Annotated in this window: 15 protein-coding genes and 2 pseudogenes; 15 read left to right on the top strand and 2 right to left on the bottom strand. The window is 56.1% G+C overall.

Annotated elements, in window-relative coordinates; all coding sequences use genetic code 11:
- Positions 1–14 precede the first annotated feature (14 nt).
- The 15 genes and pseudogenes from L4G42_RS12140 (at position 15) to L4G42_RS12200 (ending at position 20,440) form a co-directional block, all read left to right on the top strand.
- Positions 15–10,565 carry a hemagglutinin repeat-containing protein gene (locus tag L4G42_RS12140; protein ID WP_237260829.1) on the top strand — a complete coding sequence of 3,517 codons (10,551 nt, stop codon included), beginning with the start codon at positions 15–17 and terminating at the stop codon, positions 10,563–10,565.
- A 12-nt stretch (positions 10,566–10,577) separates the two neighbouring features.
- On the top strand, positions 10,578–11,036 hold the full coding sequence (locus L4G42_RS12145) for a hypothetical protein (RefSeq protein WP_237260831.1): 459 nt from the start codon (positions 10,578–10,580) through the stop codon (positions 11,034–11,036).
- A gap of 250 nt (positions 11,037–11,286) precedes the next feature.
- Positions 11,287–11,394, top strand: a pseudogene (locus L4G42_RS26315) (VENN motif pre-toxin domain-containing protein); the annotation flags it as partial.
- Positions 11,378–11,860, top strand: a complete 483-nt coding sequence (locus L4G42_RS12150; RefSeq protein WP_237259238.1) for a DUF6985 domain-containing protein — start codon at positions 11,378–11,380, stop codon at positions 11,858–11,860. The pseudogene L4G42_RS26315 and the gene L4G42_RS12150, both read left to right, overlap by 17 nt.
- Positions 11,861–12,713: 853 nt before the next feature.
- Positions 12,714–13,073 (top strand): hypothetical protein, encoded by a 360-nt coding sequence (locus L4G42_RS12155; protein ID WP_237259237.1) that lies wholly within the window; start codon positions 12,714–12,716, stop codon positions 13,071–13,073.
- A gap of 385 nt (positions 13,074–13,458) precedes the next feature.
- Positions 13,459–14,133, top strand: a complete 675-nt coding sequence (locus L4G42_RS12160) for a hypothetical protein (RefSeq protein ID WP_336885880.1) — start codon at positions 13,459–13,461, stop codon at positions 14,131–14,133.
- A gap of 641 nt (positions 14,134–14,774) precedes the next feature.
- Complete coding sequence (locus L4G42_RS12165; protein WP_237259236.1) at positions 14,775–15,443, top strand: hypothetical protein; 669 nt, start codon at positions 14,775–14,777, stop codon at positions 15,441–15,443.
- On the top strand, positions 15,436–16,179 hold the full coding sequence (locus L4G42_RS12170) for a hypothetical protein (protein WP_237250169.1): 744 nt from the start codon (positions 15,436–15,438) through the stop codon (positions 16,177–16,179). The genes L4G42_RS12165 and L4G42_RS12170 overlap by 8 nt, the downstream gene beginning before the upstream one ends.
- A gap of 564 nt (positions 16,180–16,743) precedes the next feature.
- Positions 16,744–16,947, top strand: coding sequence for a hypothetical protein (locus L4G42_RS12175; protein WP_237260833.1), 204 nt, complete (start codon positions 16,744–16,746; stop codon positions 16,945–16,947).
- Between the two features lie 259 nt (positions 16,948–17,206).
- Entirely contained in the window at positions 17,207–17,560 is a 354-nt protein-coding gene (locus L4G42_RS26320; protein WP_237250167.1) for a PAS domain S-box protein, read from the top strand.
- Positions 17,560–17,841, top strand: a pseudogene (locus tag L4G42_RS26325) (PAS domain-containing protein); the annotation flags it as partial. The gene L4G42_RS26320 and the pseudogene L4G42_RS26325, both read left to right, overlap by 1 nt.
- Entirely contained in the window at positions 17,824–18,426 is a 603-nt protein-coding gene (locus L4G42_RS26330; protein WP_419789372.1) for a methyl-accepting chemotaxis protein, read from the top strand. The pseudogene L4G42_RS26325 and the gene L4G42_RS26330, both read left to right, overlap by 18 nt.
- Positions 18,427–18,499: 73 nt before the next feature.
- A complete protein-coding gene (locus L4G42_RS12190; protein ID WP_237250165.1) occupies positions 18,500–18,742 on the top strand; it encodes a hypothetical protein in 243 nt (80 codons plus the stop codon).
- Between the two features lie 139 nt (positions 18,743–18,881).
- Positions 18,882–19,226 carry a helix-turn-helix domain-containing protein gene (locus L4G42_RS12195; RefSeq protein WP_237250164.1) on the top strand — a complete coding sequence of 115 codons (345 nt, stop codon included), beginning with the start codon at positions 18,882–18,884 and terminating at the stop codon, positions 19,224–19,226.
- Complete coding sequence (locus L4G42_RS12200) at positions 19,226–20,440, top strand: type II toxin-antitoxin system HipA family toxin (protein ID WP_237250163.1); 1,215 nt, start codon at positions 19,226–19,228, stop codon at positions 20,438–20,440. The genes L4G42_RS12195 and L4G42_RS12200 overlap by 1 nt, the downstream gene beginning before the upstream one ends.
- Before the next feature lie 24 nt (positions 20,441–20,464).
- On the opposite strand, the gene L4G42_RS12205 is transcribed toward L4G42_RS12200, so the two are convergent.
- A complete protein-coding gene (locus L4G42_RS12205; RefSeq protein ID WP_272903833.1) occupies positions 20,465–21,397 on the bottom strand; it encodes a LysR substrate-binding domain-containing protein in 933 nt (310 codons plus the stop codon).
- Positions 21,398–21,573: 176 nt separating this feature from the next.
- Positions 21,574–22,497 carry a DMT family transporter gene (locus tag L4G42_RS12210; RefSeq protein WP_237250161.1) on the bottom strand — a complete coding sequence of 308 codons (924 nt, stop codon included), beginning with the start codon at positions 22,495–22,497 and terminating at the stop codon, positions 21,574–21,576.
- Positions 22,498–22,548 lie beyond the last annotated feature (51 nt).

A 22,548-nucleotide genomic window follows, 5' to 3' on the forward strand; every position in this document is an offset into this window, starting at 1 on the left:
TCGAGAATCTGACAATGGACGTTCGCCAATTTGCCTTCCTCGCCCGCCAACCTTCTGCTGCGCTGAAGCCGCGGGACTCGTTCTTCGGTCTGCCCAAGCGCGGCCTGGTGCTGATCCTGATCAATGCGCTGTTCTGGCAGCCACTGCTGGCTCAGGCCGAAGGCATCGTGGTCAGTGCGCCGGGCACCACCGTAGGTCAGGCGGGCAACGGCGTGCCCGTGGTGAACATCGCCACGCCGAACGGCAGCGGCCTGTCCCATAACAAGTTCCAGGACTACAACGTCGGCCCCAACGGCGTGATCCTCAACAACGCCACCGGCACTGTAGCCAACACCCAGTTGGGCGGCTACATCGTCGGCAACCCCAATCTCAAGGGCGGCGCGGCCAACGTTATCCTCAACGAAGTCACCGGCAGCAACCCGAGTCAATTGCGCGGCTACACCGAAGTGGCGGGGCAGTCGGCCAAAGTCATCGTTGCCAACCCGTACGGCGTCACCTGCAGCGGCTGCGGCTTTATCAACACACCGAACGTCACCCTCACCACCGGCAAGCCGGTGCTCGACGCGAACGGCCAACTGAGAAGCTACCAGGTCGACGGCGGCGCCGTGACCATCGACGGGGAAGGCTTGAACGCCAGCAACGTCGACCGCTTCGACATCATCACTCGCTCGGCCAAGATCAACGCGCAGATCAATGCGCGCGAACTGAATGTGATCGCCGGTCGCAACGATGTGGACGCCCAAAGCCTGACAGCCACACCCCGCGCCGACGATGGCAGCACCAAGCCCGAGCTGGCGATTGACTCGTCGGCCCTTGGCGGTATGTACGCCGGCGCGATCAAACTGGTGGGCACCGAGGCCGGTGTGGGCGTGAAGCTCGACGGCACGCTGGCGGCCAGTGGCGGGGATATTCAACTGGATGCCAATGGGCGCCTGAGCATGGCCCAGGCAGCGGCCACCGGTAACGTCAGGGTTACGGCGCAGAGCGTCAACCTGACTGACAAGGTTTACGCTGGCACAGCGCTGGAGGTGCAAACCCAAGGCGATCTCACCAGTAGTAAAAGTTTGGCTGCACACGACCGCATCGCGCTCTCCATCGGCGGCACACTGACCAACACCGACATTATCGAAGGCGGCGTCAACAGCGATAACACCCGCAACGCAATGGGCGATGTGAGCCTGCGTGGCAAGGCCATCAATAACAATGGCGCCAGCGTCATCGCCAGCCGTGCGTTGAGCGTGGATGCCCAGGCCCTCAACAACCAGGGCGGTACCCTCAGTGCAAAGCAGCACGCACAGATCAACGCCACCTCGGTCGACAACCAGAATAACGGACGCATTCTCAGTAACAACAGCCTGAATATTACCGCTGGCAGCCTGCAGAACACCCAAGGTGGGCTGGTCACCAGCGATGGCGCGCTGACCGTGTCCGCAGATGATGTGCAAAACCGCGGCGGTGAACTCTCCAGCCTGGACACTGCAACCCTGACGGTCGCGACCCTGGATAACTTCACTGGCCTGATGACGGCTGGCAAGGCGTTGAGCCTGAATATCGGTGCCCTCAACAATCAGAACGGGCTGATCACCAGCCAAGGCACCGTCGCTGTCGCCGGCAATAGTCTGGACAACCGCCAGAAAGGCCTAGTCGCCGGTATCGGCGGCGTGCAGGTGAACGTGGTCAACACCGACAACCGCAACGGCGAGTTGTCGAGCCAGGCGAGCGTGTCGGTCACCGGCACGCAACTGGATAACAGCGACGGCGGGTTGGTAATCGCCGGTAGCGGCTTGAACCTGAATGTCGATCAATTGCTCAACCGCAACCAAGGGCTGATCAGCAGCGAAGGTCTGCTGAGCGTGACGGCGGGCACTCTGTCCAACCGCGCAGGTACGCTCTCAAGCGCCGGCCCGCTGACCATCAGCACGCGCGGCGCTGTGGACAACCAGGGCGGGCGCATGGTGACCGATAGCAGCCTGAACCTGGCCAGCGCAAGCCTGGACAATAGCCAGAACGGCACGCTGAGCGCGCGTGAGTCTGCCCAGATCACCACGGCCGATCTGAACAACCAGCAAGGCGGCCAGCTGACCAGCGCCGCCAGCTTAACCCTGGAACTTAATCGTGGCCAGTTCAACAACCAGGGCGGGCTGATCAACGCACCGCTGCTGATGCTCAACAATCTCAAGGATGTGAATAACCAAGGCGGCGAAATTTCCAGCAGCCATGCATTCACGCTCACCGCTGACAACCTGGACAACAGCAACGGCAAACTGCTGAGCAATACCTCGCTCACCCTGCGCATCGGGCAGGCCCTGGCCAACGTCAAAGGCATGATCGCCGCGGCTTCGGTGGATGCCCAGGCTGCAACCCTGGATAACAGCGGCGGTACCGTCACCAGCCGTGGCGATACCCTGCTCAACGTTGCTGGCCAACTGGTCAACCGTGATCAGGGCCTGCTGAACGCCGCCAACACCCTGACCTTGAACAGCGCAGGCGTGGACAACCAGAACGGCTCGTTTTTGGGCAGTGCGATTGCGTTGGACTTCGGCACGGCAACCGGCGACCTGAATAACGCCGGTGGCCTGATCACCACCGCAGGCAACCTGAGCATCACTCACCTGCGCGACCTGACCAACAGCGGCGGTGAACTCTCCAGTGCGCAAACCCTGAACCTCACCGGCCGCACCCTGAATAACAGTAACGGCAAGGTAATCAGCAATAACCTGCTGGTGCTCAATGCCGACAATCTGATCAATCAGAATGGCCTGATGTCCGGCTGGCAAGGCTTGACCGTCAGCGGCGCGAACCTGGACAACCGCAACAACGGCACACTGTCGAGCCGTTACGGCGACCTCAATGCCACGCTGACCGGCAGCCTTCTCAATAGCGGTGCGGGCGCGCTTGTCAGCCAGAAGGCGCTGACCATTAACGCTGGCGAACTGGATAACAGCGCCAACGGCGTGCTGTCCAGCGCCGCCGGCCAGACGCTCACAGTGGGCGGTTTGTTGAACAACGCCCAAGGCGGCGTCATCGACAGCGCTGCGACGCTCAGCCTTAACGCACAGAACCTGGATAACACCGCCGGCAGCATCAGCGGCGGCACCGCCACCACCCTCGACCTGCTTGCGACGCTGACCAATACCAACGGCAAATTAGCCAGCGGTGGCCCGCTGCTGATCAGCCGTGTAGCGCAGATCAACAACCAGGGCGGTCAACTCGCCAGCCAGGGGCTGCTGACCCTGTTGACCGGCGGCCTGGATAACCGCAACCGCGGCACGTTGGCCGCCAACGACCGCGTGAGCCTCACCGCCAGCGGCTTGGTGCAGAACGGCAGCGATGGTTTGATCTATAGCCAGAACGCAGACCTCACGCTCACCGCCAACCGCCTGGACAACGGTAAGGGCGCCGTGCAAAGCCAGAATGGCCTGACCCTCGACGTGGCAGACGCCATCGACAACCAGAGCGGCAAACTGATCGCCCTGGCCGGCGACCTGAATGTCAACGCCGCCAGCCTCAACAACCGTGGCGGCACTCTCGCCAGCCTCAAGGGCTTGCTGCAGACCCGAGTCGTCGGCGTGCTTCGCAACGGCTATGACCTCAACAATAATCGGCAGGGCGGCGTGATCCAGGGGCAGACCCTGGACCTGCAGGCCGGCGCTGTGGACAACTATGGAGGGCGCATTTCCGCCCAGGGCGGCAACGGCCTGGTCACCACCGGGAATTTCGACAATCGCAACGGCGGGCTTTATGCCGAAGGCCTGATGCGCGTGGTCGGGCAGAACTTCGATAACAGCGGCGACAACGACGGCCAGATTGCCGCCGGGCAGATCGACCTCGACCTGAGCGGCGCCCTGAATAACCGCCTGGGCATCATCGAAAGCGAATCCACTCTCAAGGTCCGCGCTGCCAGCCTGGATAACCAGACCGGCCGCCTGCGCGCGCTGGGCAACACCGGCACTACCGAGTTCGCCATTGGCGGCCTGTTCGATAACCGCAACGGCGTGCTGGAAACGGCCAATACCAATCTGGCACTGGATGCCGGCAGCTTGCAGAACCTCGGCGGTAATGTGCTGCACGTGGGTACCGGTAACTTTGGCATTGCGCCCGCCAACCTCAACGATGTCGGCGGCAGCCTGGTGACGCAGGGCGACCTGACCATCACCCAGGACAACTGGACCAACAGCAGCGTCATCCAGGCCGGGCAACTCACAGTCAACGTCAACACCCTCAACCAGACAGCAACGGGGCAATTGCTCGGCGCGCGGCGCTTCATCGGCAATGGCGGCAACTGGGTCACCAACGGCCTGATCGCCAGCGACGGCGAACTTGACCTGACGTTGAGTGGCGCCTTGAACAGCGGTGGACGCATCAGCAGCCTGGGCACATTGAACCTCACTGCCGCCCAGGCGAATTTGAGTGAGACCGCCAGCATCGCCGGTGGTGGCGTGACCAGCGCAACCATCAGCGGCGTCCTGAACAACCGTGGCCGCCTGACCTCGGCAACCGACCTGCTGATTAACGCGGGCACGCTGAACAACTACGCCACCCTGGGCAGCGGGCAAAACCTCACTGTCACCACCGGCGCGTTGCTCAACGACCATGGGCTGATCTTCAGCGGTGCCGACATGAGCCTGCGCGTCGCGTCGTTGAACAACAGCTACGGCGACATTTACAGCATGGGCAACCTGAGTGTCGATCGCGACGGCAAGGGCGGGTTGGCCGACAGCATTATCAACAGCTCGGCGAGCATACAGAGTGATGGTGACCTGAGCCTCGCAGCGGCAGTGATGCGAAACGAGCGCGCGGTACTGACCGTAAATGACGCGGGCGTATACACCGCCTCCGCCACCGAAGGTACGTGCATCGAGTCTGTCAACGCCGGTGACTGCCATGCCGGTGGCACGGGCCGTAACTACGTGTGGGAAGTAGTGACCCGCGACAAACTGGAGGTGACTGCTGCCAGCGCGGGTTCGAGCATCACCTCGGGGAGAAACATGACCTTGGCAGGCGGCGACCTGCTTAACAGCAGCAGTTCGATTGCAGCCGGCGGCAACTTTACTGCGCGCCTGAACAACCTGATCAATACCGGGATCGAAACCGGCGAGACGGAAACCTATCGGCTTTTTACCTCACAACGCACCGAGCATCCGCGCGGCTGGTTCGATGCCGCCAGCGCACTGACCAATAAATATTGGTATTTGAGTTCTGGCTACACGCCCAATGACCTCGGCGGTCTCGAAGCCGCCGTTGGCAACTTCATCGGCTTAATGGAGAGCGAGCGCACCGAGTTCGGCAAGGTCACCAAAATCGCCAGCGATGATCAACGCTATGCCGCAGTGATCCAGGCCGGCGGCGCGGTGGACGTCAGGGCGCAGGCCGGCATCGACAACAGCGCGGTGCGCCTGGGTTACCACTACATCGGCGCGGGCGTCAAAACCGGTACCGATGCTACGGGCGCCAGCGGTGCTACCGGTTACTCGACCCGCATCACCCTTAACCAGCAATTGCCTCCTGATCTGGCTCAGCAGCAGATCAATCCGCTGAGCTTGCCCGGCTTTACTTTGCCCAGCGGGCAGGGCGGCCTTTTCCGCCTTAGCGGTGAAAGCGCCAGCGCGCCCGCCAGCACCGCGCCTCAAGGCTGGACCCTGAGTGGCGGCACCGTTGACCGTGCGCCGGCCAGTGGCCCGGTCGTACCCGGCAGCAACACATCGGCCGACGGTGTAGTCATCAATCGCGTGCAAGGCCTGCCGGACAGCCAGTTCGTCTCCAACCCGCAGAAATACCTGATCGAAACCAACCCTGCACTGACCAACCTCGGTCAGTTCCTCAGTTCCGATTACCTGCTGTCCAAACTGGGCTATGACCCGGACCAGGCGCAGAAACGCCTGGGTGATGGTCTCTACGAACAACGCCTGATCCAGCAGGCCATCATCGCCCGCACTGGCCAGCGCTTCATTGATGGTCTTACCAGCGATACGGCGATGTTCAGGTACCTGATGGACAACGCGATCGGCAGCAAGCAGGCGCTCAACTTGTCGGTAGGCGTGAGCCTTACTGCCGAGCAGGTCGCCGCCCTGACCCACGACATCGTGTGGATGGAAAACGCCACCGTCGCCGGCCAGCAAGTTCTGGTGCCGGTGCTCTACCTGGCCCAGGCCAACAACCGCCTGGCGCCAAACGGCGCTTTGATCACCGGCAGCGATCTCAACCTGGTGTCCGGCACCGACCTCAACAACGTCGGCACCCTGCGCGCCACCAATAACCTCGCCGCCAGCGCCGGGCGCGACATGGTCAACAGCGGCCTGATCCAAGCCGGGAACCGCCTCGACCTGCTCGCCGGCAACAGCCTGACCAATCGCGCTGGCGGCATCATCGCCGGGCGTGATGTCAGCGTGGGTGCCATCAACGGCGATGTGCTCAACGAACGCAGCGTAACCAGCCACCAGAGCAGCAGCGGCTACCGCACCGAACGCACCGACTTTGTCGACAACGCCGCGCGCATCGAAGCCGCCAACACCCTGACCCTGCAGGCCGGACGTGACGTCAACAGCACCGGCAGCGTGCTGAAAAGCGGCGCCGATACGCGGATACAAGCCGGTCGCGACGTAAACCTAGCCACTGCTGAACAGCGTAGCGCCAATATCGTCACGACTTTCTCACGCGGTAGCAGCGTGGCCCAGTACGGCACTGTCGTGGAGGCGGGGCGAGACTTCCAGATTGTGGCGGCACGGGATATCAGTGCGATTGGCAGTCAGTTGAATGCAACGCGTGACCTTGCGATGGTGGCCAAGGGCAATCTGAACCTAGCTTCGGCGGCGAATGAACAGCACTCGGCCATTAACTCCAAGAAAGTCACCAGTCAGGAAGACCACGTTCAGCAAGTGGGCACATCGCTTGTGGCCGGTGACAACCTTTCCCTGAGCGCAGGCAATGACCTCGCCCTCAGCGCCAGCCGAGCGAGTGCGGGCAAGGAAGCCTACCTTTACGCAGGTAATGATCTGGCGCTGAACGCCGCGCAGAACAGCGACTACAGCTATTACCGCAAAACCAAAACCAGCAGCGGGTTGTTGTCGAGCAGCTCGAAAACGCGTATCGACAGCAGTAATCAGATAAGCCAGCAGGGTTCTTCCATCAGCGCCGACACCGTCGTCGTACGTGCCGGTCGAGACATTGGCACGGCTGCCAGTGACGTGGTTTCCACCAACGCCACCAGCCTGATTGCCGGGCGCAATGTGGTGATCGACGGAGCGACGGAAACCTTTGAACAAAGCCATTCGTCCTCGACTAAAAAATCGGGCCTGCTGAGCACCGGTGGGATTGGTGTCACATTGGGCTCAAGCAGTAACAAGAACACGTTCACCAGCAGCACCGAAACTACCCGGGCCAGCAACATCGGCAGTGTGCTGGGCAGCGTGGATGTACAGGCTGGCAAAGACCTGACCATTCGCGGCTCTGACGTGGTTGCCGGTAAGGACATCAGCCTGATTGGGCAAAATGTCAGCGTCCTGGCTTCTGAGAACAACAACCGCAGTGAGCAGACGGCCAAAAGTAAAACCAGCGGGTTGACCCTGGCGTTGTCCGGCACCGTGGGTGGCGCAGTGGACGCCGCTTACCAGACCGCCAAGCAAGCCAAGAACGAGGACGACAGCCGCCTCTCGGCGCTGCAAGGTGTTAAAGCAGGGTTGACCGGCGTACAGGCCTGGCAAGCAGCGCAGCAAAACGGTGGAATGACCGGAGACAACGCGGCGCAGTTTGTAGGTATCAGCCTCTCCGTGGGCTCGCAAAAGTCCGAATCCAGACAGACCCAAGAGCAAACCCTTAGCCAGGGCAGCAGCCTGACGGCCGGCAATAATCTCACCATCGTGGCGGACGGTAATGGTATGCCTGGCGACGCGGGTGATATCCATGTTCAAGGCAGCAAGCTTCAGGCTAGCAATGAAATGCAGCTGGCTGCCGAGCGCGATATTCGCCTGGAAGCTGCGGCTAACAATCAAAAGCTAGATGGGAAAAACAACAGCAGCGGGGGAGCGCTTGGCATCAGCTTTGGCGTTGGCTCCGAAGGCGGTGGCCTGAGCGTTTTCGCCAATGCGAACAAGGGCACCGGAAACGAAAAGGGTACCGGCACGACCTGGACAGAAACGACGCTAGATGCGGGCAACCAAATCAGCTTGGTCAGTGGGCGAGATACCGTCCTCAAAGGTGCTCAGGTCAGTGCAGACCAGATTAAAGCCACAGTAGGCCGCGATCTTACGCTGCAAAGTCTGCAAGACACCGATGACTACAAGTCCAAACAGACGGATGTCAGCGGGGGCATCAGCTTCGCCATCATCGGCAGCGGTGGTAGCGCAAACCTGAGCATCAGCAAAAGCAAGATCGACTCCAACTATAAGAGTGTGCAGGAGCAAACCGGCCTGTTCGGCGGCAAGGGTGGTTACCAGATCGATGTGGGCAACCATACCCAACTCGATGGCAGCGTGATCGCCAGCACTGCTTCGCCGGACAAAAACCGCCTGAGCACTGGCACGCTTGGCTGGAGCGTCCTAAAGAACAAGGCCGACTACACCAGCCAGTTGCAGAGCGCGAGCGTCAGCAGTGGCAGCGATGGCACCAATGCTTTCATCAGCAATATGCCCACCGGCACCTTGATCGCCTTCAACCATGGCGACAGTGCCAGCGGCACGACCTCATCGGCCATTTCCAATGGCACTCTCGACATTCGCGACCCTGCCAAACAGCAGCAGGACGTTGCGACGCTGAGCCACGATGTTGAACACGCCAACGACAGCATCAGCCCCATCTTCGATAAGGAGAAGGAGCAGAAGCGTCTGCGGCAGGTGCAGTTGATTGCGGATATTGGTGCTCAAACCGTCGATATTGTGCACACGCAAGGCGAGCTCAACGCCAAAGAGGCGGGTCGCAAAGAACTGGCCGGGAAAGGTAATGATCAGCCGACGCCGGAACAAATCGCTGCCAGCGATGCGTACAAAAAAGTCATGGCTGACTACGGCGTGGGCGGTGACTACCCTCGTGTAGCTCAGGCCGTAACAGCGGCGCTGCAAGGGCTGGTTGGGGGCGATATCGGCTCAGCCATTGCGGGCGCATCAGCGCCGTACCTGGCGCAAGTCATCAAGAAATCAACTGGCGATAACACCGCGCTCAATATCATGGTCCATGCTGTATTGGGCGCGGTGGTGGCGCAGGCACAAGGCAATTCTGCGGGAGCGGGGGCTGCGGGAGCTGCGACAGGCGAGCTCATCGCGCACCAACTCTATCCGGGCACGGCAACGGCGGATCTGACGCAGGAGCAAAAAGAAACGGTCTCAGCGCTGTCGGGCTTGGCGGCAGGGCTGGCTGGGGGGATTGCTGGTGGTGATCTGAGCGGTGCGGTGACCGGCGCGCAGGCGGGAACAAATGCTGTTCAGAATAACTACCTGAGCAAAGCGCAGAAAGCCCAGAGAGACAAGGAGATGGAGGGGTGTCCGAGTGTGGTGTGCAGGACAGGCACTGCTACCAAATGGACAGCGATTGATATCGCCCAGGACACTATTTTTACATTAGGCACAGCCACAGGAGCCGTTCTGGAGCTGAACGACACCGTTGATGGCATCGTACGCACGGCTGGGAATCTCACGGAGACTTATTCGGCGCTGAAAGCGGTGGTTGAGAGCGGTGGTGTTTGGGACTCGGTCAAGCAGTCGTACCTCGACCGTATTGATCGCTTGCAAGTGCAGTATGAGGAGGCCGGGCCCAGTGGTTCATTTCAGGCTGGGGTCGAAACTGGAAAGCTGATCAGTGATATGGCTGCGGTTCTTTCAGTCGGTGGTGGCGCGTTGAAGGGGGGGGCCTTGCTGGCGGAAAAAGTTACGGCTAAGGTCGCTGCTAGGGCAGAGCTGGCGGGTGCGAAAGACCTAACGCCTAGTCTTGAGCCATTTAATGAGCAGAACTTTACGCTTAGTGGCCAGGCGCAGTTTGTTGAAAGCCGATTTATTCAACCGAATACGACTGTGCGTCTTTCGGAAGATTTTACGCTTAAGACAGGCATTGTAGTCCCGAAGGGAAGCATAGTTACGGTCAGTGATGACGTCATGAAAGTAGTTGAGCCTAGTGGTGCTAGCTCAATTAGATCGTACGATAAAAATGTCGGTCAGCCATTAATGTTAACTGACAGTGGAGCGAAGACTTTCACACTGGACGATGTTCGCAATTTGAGTGGCAGGGAGAAATGGGAAGCCGGAGAAACTTACGTTCAAGAGCTTTACGGGTCGACGGGTCAACGATACTATCCCGTCCCAAGTACAGGCGGGCGCTATGTCGATGCCCCTGTAGATATACCCAATGGCACCATTTCCGCAAACGAAGTGAAGACGTACCAGCGGATTGTAAGCTCTACGGGGAAGCTGAATGAAGTCCCGCTTACAGAAAAAATCTATGCTCAGATCGAGAAAGATCTTTATCTCCGAGATACCGTTAAGGGTTATGAGCCAAAATGGATATTTTTAGAAGCGCCACCTGCAAAAGAACTTTCTAGAATTTTGCAGCTGAACAAAATTGACGTGATTATTCACAACTGATTGTTGAGGTGTATGATGAATAATGCTGGCGAAACACCAGAAGATCTACTGGCACGACGTGTCGCTGGATTTCATTCATTCAAAGCAGAACGACTCCCGGTACTTCATGAGTTTTGTAAGAGTTTGGGGTTTGATGAGCCGCACGAAGTGCTGAATCGACCTGAGAAATTTCTGTCAATGTTGGACAGTGGCTTTATGAACGCTGTTGTCAGTGAAGAAAATAGGGTTTGGCTTATCACTCGCATGGGGTATTACATCGGGGAGTACCTAGTGTGCCTCTACGACGGTCTCTGGTTGGTTGATCAAGATCCATCGGCACCAACATTTGCTAAGTATGTAGTCGGCGACTTTTCGTTTGAAGGCGTGATTGCCGGGGTTGTTGATCCATTCGATACGGCTCAGCGCTATGTGGATACCCCAGTTCCTCGATACTTGAAGAAAGATATCGAGAAGGCATTAGTAAAGAAATAGAAAAACGGGTCAGACCACGATTATTTGGGGAGTATTAACTCCCTAGATTTGGTTCTTTAATAATTTGGCGCTTATTTTTTCGATAAAACAGCTAAACTTTTTAGATTTTCAAACTTTGGGTTCGAAATAGAATATGTAATAATATGTGCCCGAAATTTGGGGTTTGTTTATGGGTAGCTATTATAGCTATTGCAAGGTCAAGCTCAGCCACTAAAGCTTAAACGAAAGATCTGACGCGAGAGCAAAAGAAACGGTCTCAGCGCTGTCGGGCTTGGCAGCAGGGCTGGCTGGGGGGATTGCTGGTGGTGACCTGAGAAAGCTTTGTTGGAGGCGCTTAAGAAATGACAGGTATAGCTGATAGAGATTTTGGTGAGCTGAATTTTGATGGAGTTTGGACAGGGTTATTTGAAATATTAATTTTTGGAAGCTTGCGTAAGGTGGAACTTGTTATTCAGGTTTTTGATGAGGATTCTATAGCTGAAGTTCAAAGACTTGCATTCCGAGAATTTGATCTAAATAAAAATTCTGTTTCTATGGCTTTAGAAAAGGCGGTATTTAGCTATTACTTTCGTAGGGTTGAAGAGTACCGAGAGGGCTTTGATGCTGATGAGGCAAATATCAAAGCGCCCAAGGCTCAGGCAGTTGATGATATGCGGGATTTGGTTTCTTTGAGGTGCATTAAGGTGATGTCTCCTTTTGACTCGGGATCGCGTCAAATTGGTTTTATTTTTGACGCGACCTTCGACCCTCAGCTTGGCTTGGGTGTTCTAGTTACGAACGGCTCCGTGGAGACCGTAGATACGCAGGATTTCTTGCTGGGCTGACGTTCTAACGTCCCCAAAATGCCTAGGCGAGGGTTTCTATGAACAACGCCTGATCCAGCAGGCCATCATCGCCCACACCGGCCAGCGCTTGATCGGCGGTATTACCCGCGATGTGGCGATGTTCCAGTACCTGATGGACAACGCGATTGGCAGCATGCAGGCGCTTAATTTGTAGGTGGGCGTGAGCCTTCGACGTACCGGTCCTTGCCGACGCTGGAAGGACTTATACCCCCGACGAAACGGTTCGTCTGCTTCAGGACTACCGACTCAATCGGTCTGGCGATTACTACAATCCGCGGATCAACGAGGAGTACCTGGTCGGGAAATTTGACCCTGTTGTGAATCAACCCGATTTCTATTCGAAAAACCTATTTTATGGCGCATCCCTGGGAGAGACGATAGAAGGCCTCGGAACTGGACTTCCGCTGGGTTTGGCTGACGGGGTTGTGAGCACCGGCCAAGGCATCTTGGCGCTTACCGCAGGCGTGTTCACCGATTTCCCAGGTGTAAGCTCGCAGATGGCGAATGGGGTAGTGGCCCTGCTATCAGGGCGTGGACAGGAGGCCGACACTGAGAAACAAGCGCAGAGCTTCCTGTATCTGCTCCAAGGGAACGAAATTGCCAGGGCCAGGATGGCCGCCAAGAGCTCGACAGAGTTTGCGCTGGCGATGATTCCTGCGGGCCGAGCGGGTGCGCTGGGCGAAGTAGGGGAGATTGCTGCTGGCGAAGGATCTGCAGCGGGTTTACTGTCGGGAGGTGCAAAAGGGCCGGTGCAGGTTGTCCCTGATGCAACCAGCCCCCCAAGCTCAGCTCGGTTGAAGACCTGTTTGGTCAAACGTTTGAAAGTATCCCGTTGTCACATCTTCCCAATTGGAAGACCGGCTCTCTGGTAAATGATGGCAAGCTCGGCGAGCAACTGTCCCTGCAAACCCTTAACGAGAAAACCGGCCTCAATTTCAAACCTCTGCAAAACACTAGCAACCACGGCTGCGATGGCTGCGCGGTTGCGATCAATGGCGATACGATTACCGTGTTAGTGATGGATGCGAAGTCTTCTGTGAATGGCGTGAGTAAGGCCGGTACGCCGCATGGGGACCCGAGGACGCGGTTGGAGGGGTGGCTGGGTAATAATCAATTGCCGACTCTGATCCTGCTTTACGCGATGCTTTGCAAGCGGCGTTGGATTCAGGAAAAGCCAAGGTTCAAGGTGTAACAGTCAAAGTCGGTGTTCCCGCCCCCGGTAAAACAGGTGTAGCAGAATTTAAGGTGGAACCATGGACCAAGAAGTAATTCAGTGCGAGCGCTCGGGCGTAAACCCGAAATGGCCCTCCTACAAAAGTGTGCTGGGGCGCATAGCCAAGGGGCCACACGTCTCAGATGAATACGAGTTGAATGGCATCCGTGAATATGTTGAGCGCGGCGATGCATTTGCGAAGCCATCAATGCCTGTACCGAATAGTGACAACGTTACGCGTAGTAGTTCCGAATGGATGGCCGTCACACGAGCCCACAAGGTATTGGCAACCGCACCAGACAATCCGCGATGGCTTCTGGAATTGGCCCATTGGCTGCGCTATTACCAAGTCGGAATTTGGCAGTTGTTCTTCTGGGCGGGCCAGTTCGACATTATTGCCAAAGCGGCAGGCAATGATCGACGCCGCCAAAACTACAGCATCCAAACCGCCAGCAATATGATGGCCGCCATGGCGATCCTAGGCTGGAAGGATGCCGTCATCCATCAGGGCTATCTCACCCATGCGGCTCTCAACCGTGGGCATCAATTAGTGATTGAGTACGAAGAGCAACACCGCCGCGCCCAAGCCTTTATGCTGCGTGTGTTTGCCGATTGGGTGGGCGATGTCTCGCACCAATGGCCTGCTTATGCTTACGACGAACCCATCTACGAAGCCTTGTTGGCTAAGTGGCGCACTCCCAGCCCCGACGACCTTATGCCCTGCCTGTTGGCCGCGTGTGACCGCCACACTTGGCAAACCGGCAAAGAGAGCCAGAAGAATTCCTACGATTTCAATCAGGACTGGCACCTCGAGCGCGTGCCGGTGGAAATTCTCTATATCCTGCGCCTGCGCCAGTGGGAAGGTTTAGCCAATCCGCAGAGGATTGATCATCCGCTGCTGGCCGCGCCCTTTGACCAAATGCCGCCCGAGCAGCCAGTGCCTGAGTTGGACGCGTTGATGCAAGGTGTGCTCAAACGCGCAAGGGAAGACTGGCCACAGTACGATGAAATACTGTCGTTGCCAGCATTGAGGAGTTGAATAAGCGCTAAAGGATATGCGTATCGGTTTGCCGTTTGGCGAGCCAAAAGTTAGCAGGTAACGGTACACCAGATGCTGATGATGCGTGCTTTAAAGCAACATCCAGATCAGGATGGAAGAGCATCGCGAGTGATGCTCTTCGGTCCCTCTGGTGCAAAAGAGACTCCCTGCGCCTGCAGTGGGGGGATTAGATCTTTCAAAGGTCGACGCATTGACCATAAAAGACGCACGCAAGCTGGAGGGCGAAAATAAAGGTTTGATCTTCGTACAAGAACCTCAGGGAGATGTTAGTAAGCCGTTCGTGAAATTCAAAGCGGGTACAACAGGAGCGTTTTCAGACGTTCTGTCGCAGCGTAAGGCCGTGCCGGCAATACGGTTTGACAACCCAAATCCTAACGGTAACAACACGTGAAGGTTGACGGCGTTGAGGATGTCAATGGTATTACCTTAATTGACCGAAAAACAGCACTGACATCGTTTGATAAGCAGATTCAAAGTGTTCAGCGAGTCTCGAATGCGTTGAAACAAAACCCTGGTATCAAGGCAGTTTTTTAATTTCCAAGTCAAAAAGCGGCTGATAGAGCAACTAATATTTTGATTCAGTAAAATATCAGAAACATTACTGTGAGGGTTGCACCCTGATGACTACGCATAAGCTTGAATTTCGTCACAGGCCAAAATTTTCAGAGCCTATCGAAAAGCGGCACGAAATTTTTTTGGAAAAGTTGTCCGGCTTAGGCACGCCTTGGGATTTGGCGGGTGCTGTAGAAGTTCCCGATATTGAAGGCGAGCTTGTTATTTCTGTTTCTTTAGATAAGAGTCTTCCAAAGGGAATAAAAGGCCGAATTGTATATTCTCTTAGAAGTGAAAAATATCTAGAAGATGATGCTCAATTTGATGACTCTCTATTCGTTGACTTTTCGATTGCTAAAATTGATTATTCGGACTTGTTGAAAATGGTTTTCCCTGCGTACATACATGCCTTTGGTGCCTATAGAGCTGCGCTGCATGATTGGTCGGTCACTAGAAGCGACTGGCCGGCAGTAGTAGCTGCATGCGATGCTACAAAAAAAGATGTTAACGGGAGAGATGGTGTTTTTCGTATAAACGCGATCAATTATTTTGATGAGGAGTTGTGCCTTCGCGCATTTGGAAAAAGTCCTCAACAGATTATTAGCTGTCTCAAGGGGCACGTTGAGGAGGCGTCGGAATTGGCCGGAGGTGTGTTGATTGTTGTTAGCTATACACCGCTATCCACCAGCGAGATAACTACTGCTGGAGAGCGATTAAAAGAACTTTTGGTTGGGTGATGCAAATCGTATGGTTGAAATTGAAGTTGTTTCCAGCGAGAGGCTATATGATTGCGCTTCAGCCGTATGGGGGAGCCTGATCCAACCGCTCAGACATTTTAATGAGAGTGCCGTCATTGATGGATTTACGGGCAAGAAAATATTGTTGGCGGACTTTTCGAGTTATTTGATAAAAAATAAGTGTCAGAGTTTTTGTATTGAGCTGGCAAACGGTTCTGTCGAGTTTTCGTATGTGGCAGATAAAGGGTTTTATCGGCTTGATATAAAAAGATTGGCGAATTCGATTGATGTGGCGCAGTCCTTGATTGGAGCGTTGATCGATAAGTCCGGCTTTGTTCAGGCTCGGATTTACGACGCCGAGTATGATCGGTGGCAAAATGCCGAGAGTCTTACGCTCTTTGAAGTTGAGTGCGTTGAACACGCTCATCTGCCTAAGAAAAGTAACGGGCTTCCTTTTCCGCTGACCCAAGAGATTGTAGATATATCCAAAAATCCTGGGCGTTGGATTTTCAGAAGCAGTTATATTGAGGCAGTCGGCGCGTTCATGTGGGTGAGTAAATCCTTGCTTAAGGTAGTGGGTGTGGACGAAAAGACGTTAATGGATGTCGACTGCTTTGCAGTAGAAGATTTGGGCGGCGTTTTGAAAATTGCTGCCTATGATCAGTGCTTCACTTTAGCCGTAGGGGCTCAGGCTGAGAGGCAGGCCTTGCTGAGGAAAGTTTTGTTTAACGCGTGAAACTTGAGCGAGAAGCGAGCGGAAACATTTAAGTGGTTAAGTCTTTTGCGACTTGAATGAGTCTGCATCCTCTATCTTCCTCTTGCTGCTCGTTGACTGCTTTTGCAGTCTATGGGCAGGGTGCGAGATAACCCCCGCAGAGTCCTATGTCACGTCGACGCGACTGCAGCCAGCTTGCAGCCCACCAGATAGTCTGGTCCTAGGGAAAACCGTTGTTAACGCTCAAAGGCAATTTAACTGGAAGCTGGTGCTTGGCATGTAGATCAGATTGTCAATGAAACTCTATCTGGTAAGAAAATTTTCACGATCTCCATGACGCTCACAACCGGCGAGGCAATATTAGCAGGGCAAAAAATCTCGGCCTCGAGTACAGAGAATTTGGTAAGCCCGGCTCTGGGATGGTTCACAGCGCTAATGGTACCAAGGAGATCCGTATCGACTCAGGATCTATATCAAGAGAATAGCCCCCGGGAGTTCCACATTTACATTTCGGAGTAAAAGACCTTGTAACTGGGAAATATATTTCTAACAATCATGTTCCCTATGCGGACTAGGATATGGATTATGTCTATCATTCGTACTGGTATTGTTGCCACTGGTGAATATTCTGGCTGGCAAATTGCTGTTGCGGACGACCGAGATGGCTCCACTGGCGGCTATTATCTTTACTTGAAGAAAAGTGATCATGAAGCGTTTGACTATTGGTTTGAGCATGAGGCAGGGCTTCAAGCTCAGCTAGTTGATTTTGAGGTTGAGTGGATAGTTTAGTGAGCTTAATTAGCATGGCTTTTTAATTTGCCTTCGGTCACCCTGCCTACATCCTTGCTGAAGTAAACTGCACCTCTTCTGCACCCACCTTGATGACCTACGACCTATAAGGTTCAAGGTTTCCCTCGCCGCGTCGATAGCGTCTCAGGTCAATGCGAGCGCACCCCATGTTCAATACCCGGTTGAAAGACAAAATCCAGCAATTGGAAAACGGCTGGGGGCTCTTGAGCAGGTCAAGGCAACGCTGGATCTCGAAACCGTGTCCGTCACGTTGGATGCGGGAGGCGTCATCCTGGAGGTGAATGCTCTGTTTGAAACAGAGCTGGGATTCACCCAGGCTGAACTGTCCGGTCGTGCCCTGCGTGAATTCAGTCCTTCTGAACTGAGCGGTGACGTACATCAGCGTCGGGCTCTTGATGCAGTTGCCCAGGGCAAGCATTACAGCGGCACGTTGCGCCTTTGCAGCCGTGAAGGTCGACACGTCTGGCTACGGGCAATGGTCATACCCTTCGCATGTGACAGCGGGCGGGTCGAACGCATCGTTTTGTATTCAAGCGTGCTGACGAGGACGATCGAAGCCTCCAGGGAGAATGAAGCGCTGTGGGCGCTCTGATGCGCTCCACTGCCGTAATCGAGTTTTCTCTGGATGGGCTAGTGCTGACAGCCAATCAGAATTTTCTGGACGCTATGGGCTATACGCTTCCCCAAATCCTGGGCAAGCACCACCGAATCTTTTGCGTGCCATCCGACGCTCAGTCAGAAGAATATGATCTGTTTTGGCAGACGCTTAGACAGGCATCCCATGTCGCGGGAAGGTTTTGCCGGGTGGATAAATCTGGCAACGAGGTATGGCTGGAGGCTTCCTACAATCCAATCGTGGATGCCAATGGCAAGCTGTACAAGATTGCCAAAATAGCGACCGTTATTACCGAACAGGTCACCCGCGAGCGCGCCGTGTCCGAAGCAGCCGGCATGGCCCACGGCACGTCGGTTCGAACCAATGCCAGCGCACAGCAAGGTCGCGAAGTCATTCAGAACACCGTCACGACCCTCAATACGCTTTCGGCTCTGATGGAAGATGCTGCCCATGGCATTGAAGCACTGGATGCCCAGAGCCAGGAAATCGGCAGCATTGTCAAAACCATCGGCAGCATCGCGGACCAGACCAATCTATTGGCCTTGAACGCAGCAATCGAAGCCGCACGTGCCGGGGAACAGGGCCGGGGTTTTGCTGTGGTCGCCGACGAGGTCAGAAATCTGGCCCTTCGAACCACTAAAGCGACGGCGGAAATCTTCGAGGTCGTGAAAAACAATCAGGTTTTGGCGTCCAGCGCTGTGACCATGATCGGAAAAAGCAGGCAGCAGGCCGGGGCGGCGCTGGATTTGGCGAGTGAGGCGGACGAGGTGATCAAGGACATTCAACAAGGTGCCAACAGTGTTGTGGTCGCCGTTGGGCAGTTCTCAGGTCAAGCCGGATAATAGTGATTGTTGCAATGCTTCACGTCTGCACTTCTCAGTGACCCCAAGGTAAAGCGCGATCCAGGTGATCCTTATGCTCGATGCTCTCAAGCAATCCGTAAACGATCTGCACAAGGTCGACCGGCCCAGACTGGAAGATGAGTGCGACGCGCTACTCACCCGGATCGAGCAGGCACGAACAGAAGGGACTGTGACTGGCGAGCAGGCCACACAGCTGTTCTATGACGTCCGTAACGAACGTTCACGGTGCTTTCGCAGCGCAAGCCAGCGGCGCATCGCAGATTCCCAAGCCGACGGAAAGTCGTGCGAGTCGTAGGCACCCACAAATAAAACTCACCTCAGTAAGCGTTAGGCAGCATAAAGCGTATTTAAGTGCTTATTAATTGGCTCTCACATCGCGCTAATACTCAACTTGGTTTACCTTAAGCAAGATAAGGTAAACCCAGGTGAGTTTTATGACTGACTTCTTCCCCGTCGCCTGCGCCGACAGCCTCGCCAGAATTGGGCTTTTGGTAAAGGCTCGACGCTTATCAGTAGGCTTGCGCCAAGCTGATCTCACAAGCTCGATCGGCATCTCCGCGCACACGCTACGCAAGATCGAAAACGGCTCGGAACGGGTCGACTTGCGATCATTCATGCTCGTGCTGTGGCGTCTGGGCTTGAACGATCTGGTTTTCGCGCCATTGGACGGGATTGAAAAAACGTCTGAAATCACCCGCTATGCCAGCGACGAAGACGCGAAGGACAGCCTCGCAGCGCGACGGGTGCGGTTGGCGAAACCCAAGTCGGAGGACTTTTGATGTCTCGCGCCTATATCTATATGGAAGACCCCAAGACCAAAGACGTGATGACGCTCGGCAGATTGACGCTCAAAGGCGCGGTGGGTGAGTTTCTTTATGCGCCTGATCACGTGAAACGGGGTGGATGGGTGCCAGATCCCATCAACTACCCTCTACGGTCCGAGGCCTACACGGGCATCACGAAAAATCGTGGCGTCCCTGGTTTCATCAATGATGCGATGCCGGATGGCTGGGGCGAGCGACTGCTTCATCGTGCGTTCGGCCAAACATTGGCGCCGATCGACTATCTGCTCAAGTCGCCGAACAATGACCGTATTGGCAACCTCATGGCCGGTACAACCTCCGCGCCCCCACAGGGGCTCGGAGAAAGCCCGATACCCACGCTCAAAGGTCTGGCGAAATTCATCGAAGCCTGTGAAGCGGTTTACGACAGGCAGCTGGATGCCGAATCGCTCGTAACGCTAAACATACGGCAGCAGCGTTCGTCCCTCGGTGGCGCCAGGCCCAAGCGAACGCTACAAGACAAAGGCATGCTGATCCTGGCCAAGCCCCGTGACCGGTTTGATGAGTATGATTTCCCCTCCATCGAATTTGCTTGCATGACCTTCGCCGCTTCCAAGGGCATGCGCGTCGCGAACACCGGGTTGTACGCCGGGCACCCATCGACCTTGTTGGTCGAACGTTTTGACCGTACTCCTGTTGCTGACGGCGCGCGTCGCATTCCAATGCTGAGCGCACTCACTTTGCTCGATTCAGAGTGGAACGAACCCCATCACCGCGACTGGCGGTATGCATCGGTGGCAGACGAGATGCGGCGCAGAGGAGTTCCGGACGAGGACCTGCAAGAGCTGTTCAAACGTATGTGCTACAACGCATTGGCCGGTAACAGCGACGACCACCCACGCAATCACGCCATTATCTGCCTCGAAGGGAGGTGGCGACTCTCGCCTATGTACGATGTCCTGCCGATGCTCGATGAGGGGCCGGCTAAGACGTTGGCCATGGCTGTTGGGCGCGACGGAAGCGCAATCAACCGAACCAATATGCTCAGCCATCATGCCCATTTCGCTTTATCCCGCTCTGAAGCCGAGCAGGTGCTGCAGGAGGTGGCGAGTTGGGAAGATGAGCTCAAAGCTCATTACGGCAAATGGCTAAGGGGCACAGATTTGCATATGGCATGCGACGCCGTCAGTTCAACACGTATGACCCAGTGAAACCCACCCGCCGAGCCTCGTGAATCAAGCCACCTGGCTCGCGCTTTCAATCTCCCGCATATGCCCCTTCGCCGTCTTGCTCGCCTGCTGCACGGCCCACTTCATGAACTCCGCAATCGCCCACTCCTCGCGCCGTTCTTTCGCGCAATACACGAAATAGTCGAACTTGAGCTCTGCCGTGGCATTGGTGACCTGCACCAGCCTCTTGCTTTGCAAGGCCTCGGACGCGAAGACGCTGTTGACCAGTGCAATGCCTTGACCCGCACAGGCCGCACTTATCAACAGGGACTCGTCGCCGTAGCTGGAACCCTGAATCATCTTGCGGTGGCTCATGCCGAACGCGTTCATCCACACTTTCCAGTAGTTGCGCTCGGTGTCCTGTAGCAGCGGGAACGTCAGGCAGTCCTGGGGGCTCTCGATATTGCGCTGGGTGCTGAGTAGATGCGGGCTGCACACGGGGATCAGGTAGGACGACCACAAATGCGTGGCGTGGTTTTCGCAACTGGCTGCCATCTCGCGCTGAATGCAGATATCCACATGGCCGTGCTTGAGCTCCGAAAGACCGTTGCAGATCTGAATCGAGATTTCGACACTGGGGCAGCGCGCCTTGAAGCCGCCCAGTGCCGGGATCAGCCAGGAGCTGGCAATCGTGGAGGTCGTGCTGATCACCAGGCGCGTTTGACGTGGCGGCTTGAGCGCCGCGCCCGACCACGCTTTTTCGATGACGTCGAACGTGCCGGCGAGTTCGTCAAACAGGCTGCGTCCGGAAGGAGCGAGCTGGATGCCCTTGGCGTCTCGCTCGAACAGGCGCCTGCCGATCTGGTCCTCCAGCCCTTTGATCTGCTGACTGATGGCGGCCGGTGAGACGCACAGCTGATCCGCTGCACGTTTCATGCTCCCGGCCTTGCACACCTCAACGAACGTGCGGAGGGCTATCAACGGGATCGCTCTGCTCATCCTGCATACCTCGCCGTGAGATTGCTGCCAGTGCGCCAAGAGACGGAAAAGCGTTTTGGTGTTGCCATCGGATGAATCCCAAAAGGGTGTTTATCACCCACCGTCGGATATTTCAGGCGCAGCCGGGCCCTGCCGGTATTCACTGGCATGAGAATCCGTTGTGGATAACTTTTTTATCAGGTTGTTGCGGCGCGTTCCTGGGGAACAGGCGCCGGTTTAGGCTTGCTTTGACTTAACACGAACCAGACGGCCAGGCAGATGAGGCCGCCGCCGTAAAGGTGCCCGGCGGAAACCTTCTCACCGAGGAACATCACCCCCCACAGAACGCCGAATGGCGGGATGAGGAAAGTCACCGTCAGCGAACGGACCGGGCCGATATCGGCAATCAGGCGGAAGTACAGAATGTAGGCGCAGGCCGTGCACACGAAACCAACGGCCGCCAGGGACAGCCACACGGTCGAGTCGCCCCAGGTGGCCGGCGGGTTGACGGTTGCGGAGACCGCGAAGAAGGGCAGCAAAAACAGCGTTGCGCCAATCTGACTGCCGAAAGCCACGAGCTTGGCATCCAGTCCTCCGCGATCGCCGATCCACTGACGGGTCAGAAATCCTGCAGCGCCGTAGCAACTGGTCGCGACCAGGCAAGCGAGTGCGCCCATGACCACCGACGTGGTGAAAGTAACCGGGCCTGTGGTGGTTAACAAAGTTATCCCCAGCAAACCGAGAAACACGCCGACGGCTTTTTTGGGTGTCAGCGAATCATTGAAAAATATCGAGCCTATTAACACGCCCATCAATGGTGTGGTCGCATTCAGGATGGCGGAATAACCCGCAGGTAATAACAGGGCCGCCATGCTGTACATCAAAAAGGGAATGCCGGAATTGATAATGCCGAGGATCAAGGTGGATTTGAACTTGCCGTTGAATTCATGCCGGGTTCTTAAAATGGCCAGAATCACCATTAAGCCAATGGCGCCTAGCAATACCCGAAAGAAGGCGGTCGGCAATGCGCCCAATACCGGGGCAGCAACGCGCATGAAGAGAAAACTAGCCCCCCAGATGGCGGCCAGAACAATCAGTCGAACACAGTCGGACACTTTCATTGCGCTTCCTTTCTTGACCCGTATCACTGATCCGCCGACCGAGAAGTTGTT

The sequence above is a fragment of the Pseudomonas petrae genome (assembly GCF_021728295.1).
GTDB lineage: Bacteria > Pseudomonadota > Gammaproteobacteria > Pseudomonadales > Pseudomonadaceae > Aquipseudomonas > Aquipseudomonas petrae.

Bases quoted from the DNA above. Each gene is read 5' to 3' on its own strand.
- L4G42_RS12165 (WP_237259236.1), top strand. From the start codon at position 14,775: ATGACTACGCATAAGCTTGAATTTCGTCACAGGCCAAAATTTTCAGAG.
- L4G42_RS12195 (WP_237250164.1), top strand. From the start codon at position 18,882: ATGACTGACTTCTTCCCCGTCGCCTGCGCCGACAGCCTCGCCAGAATT.
- L4G42_RS12145 (WP_237260831.1), top strand. From the start codon at position 10,578: ATGATGAATAATGCTGGCGAAACACCAGAAGATCTACTGGCACGACGT.
- L4G42_RS12140 (WP_237260829.1), top strand. From the start codon at position 15: ATGGACGTTCGCCAATTTGCCTTCCTCGCCCGCCAACCTTCTGCTGCG.
- L4G42_RS12150 (WP_237259238.1), top strand. From the start codon at position 11,378: ATGACAGGTATAGCTGATAGAGATTTTGGTGAGCTGAATTTTGATGGA.
- L4G42_RS12210 (WP_237250161.1), bottom strand. From the start codon at position 22,497: ATGAAAGTGTCCGACTGTGTTCGACTGATTGTTCTGGCCGCCATCTGG.
- L4G42_RS12190 (WP_237250165.1), top strand. From the start codon at position 18,500: ATGCTCGATGCTCTCAAGCAATCCGTAAACGATCTGCACAAGGTCGAC.
- L4G42_RS12175 (WP_237260833.1), top strand. From the start codon at position 16,744: ATGTCTATCATTCGTACTGGTATTGTTGCCACTGGTGAATATTCTGGC.
- L4G42_RS12200 (WP_237250163.1), top strand. From the start codon at position 19,226: ATGTCTCGCGCCTATATCTATATGGAAGACCCCAAGACCAAAGACGTG.
- L4G42_RS12205 (WP_272903833.1), bottom strand. From the start codon at position 21,397: ATGAGCAGAGCGATCCCGTTGATAGCCCTCCGCACGTTCGTTGAGGTG.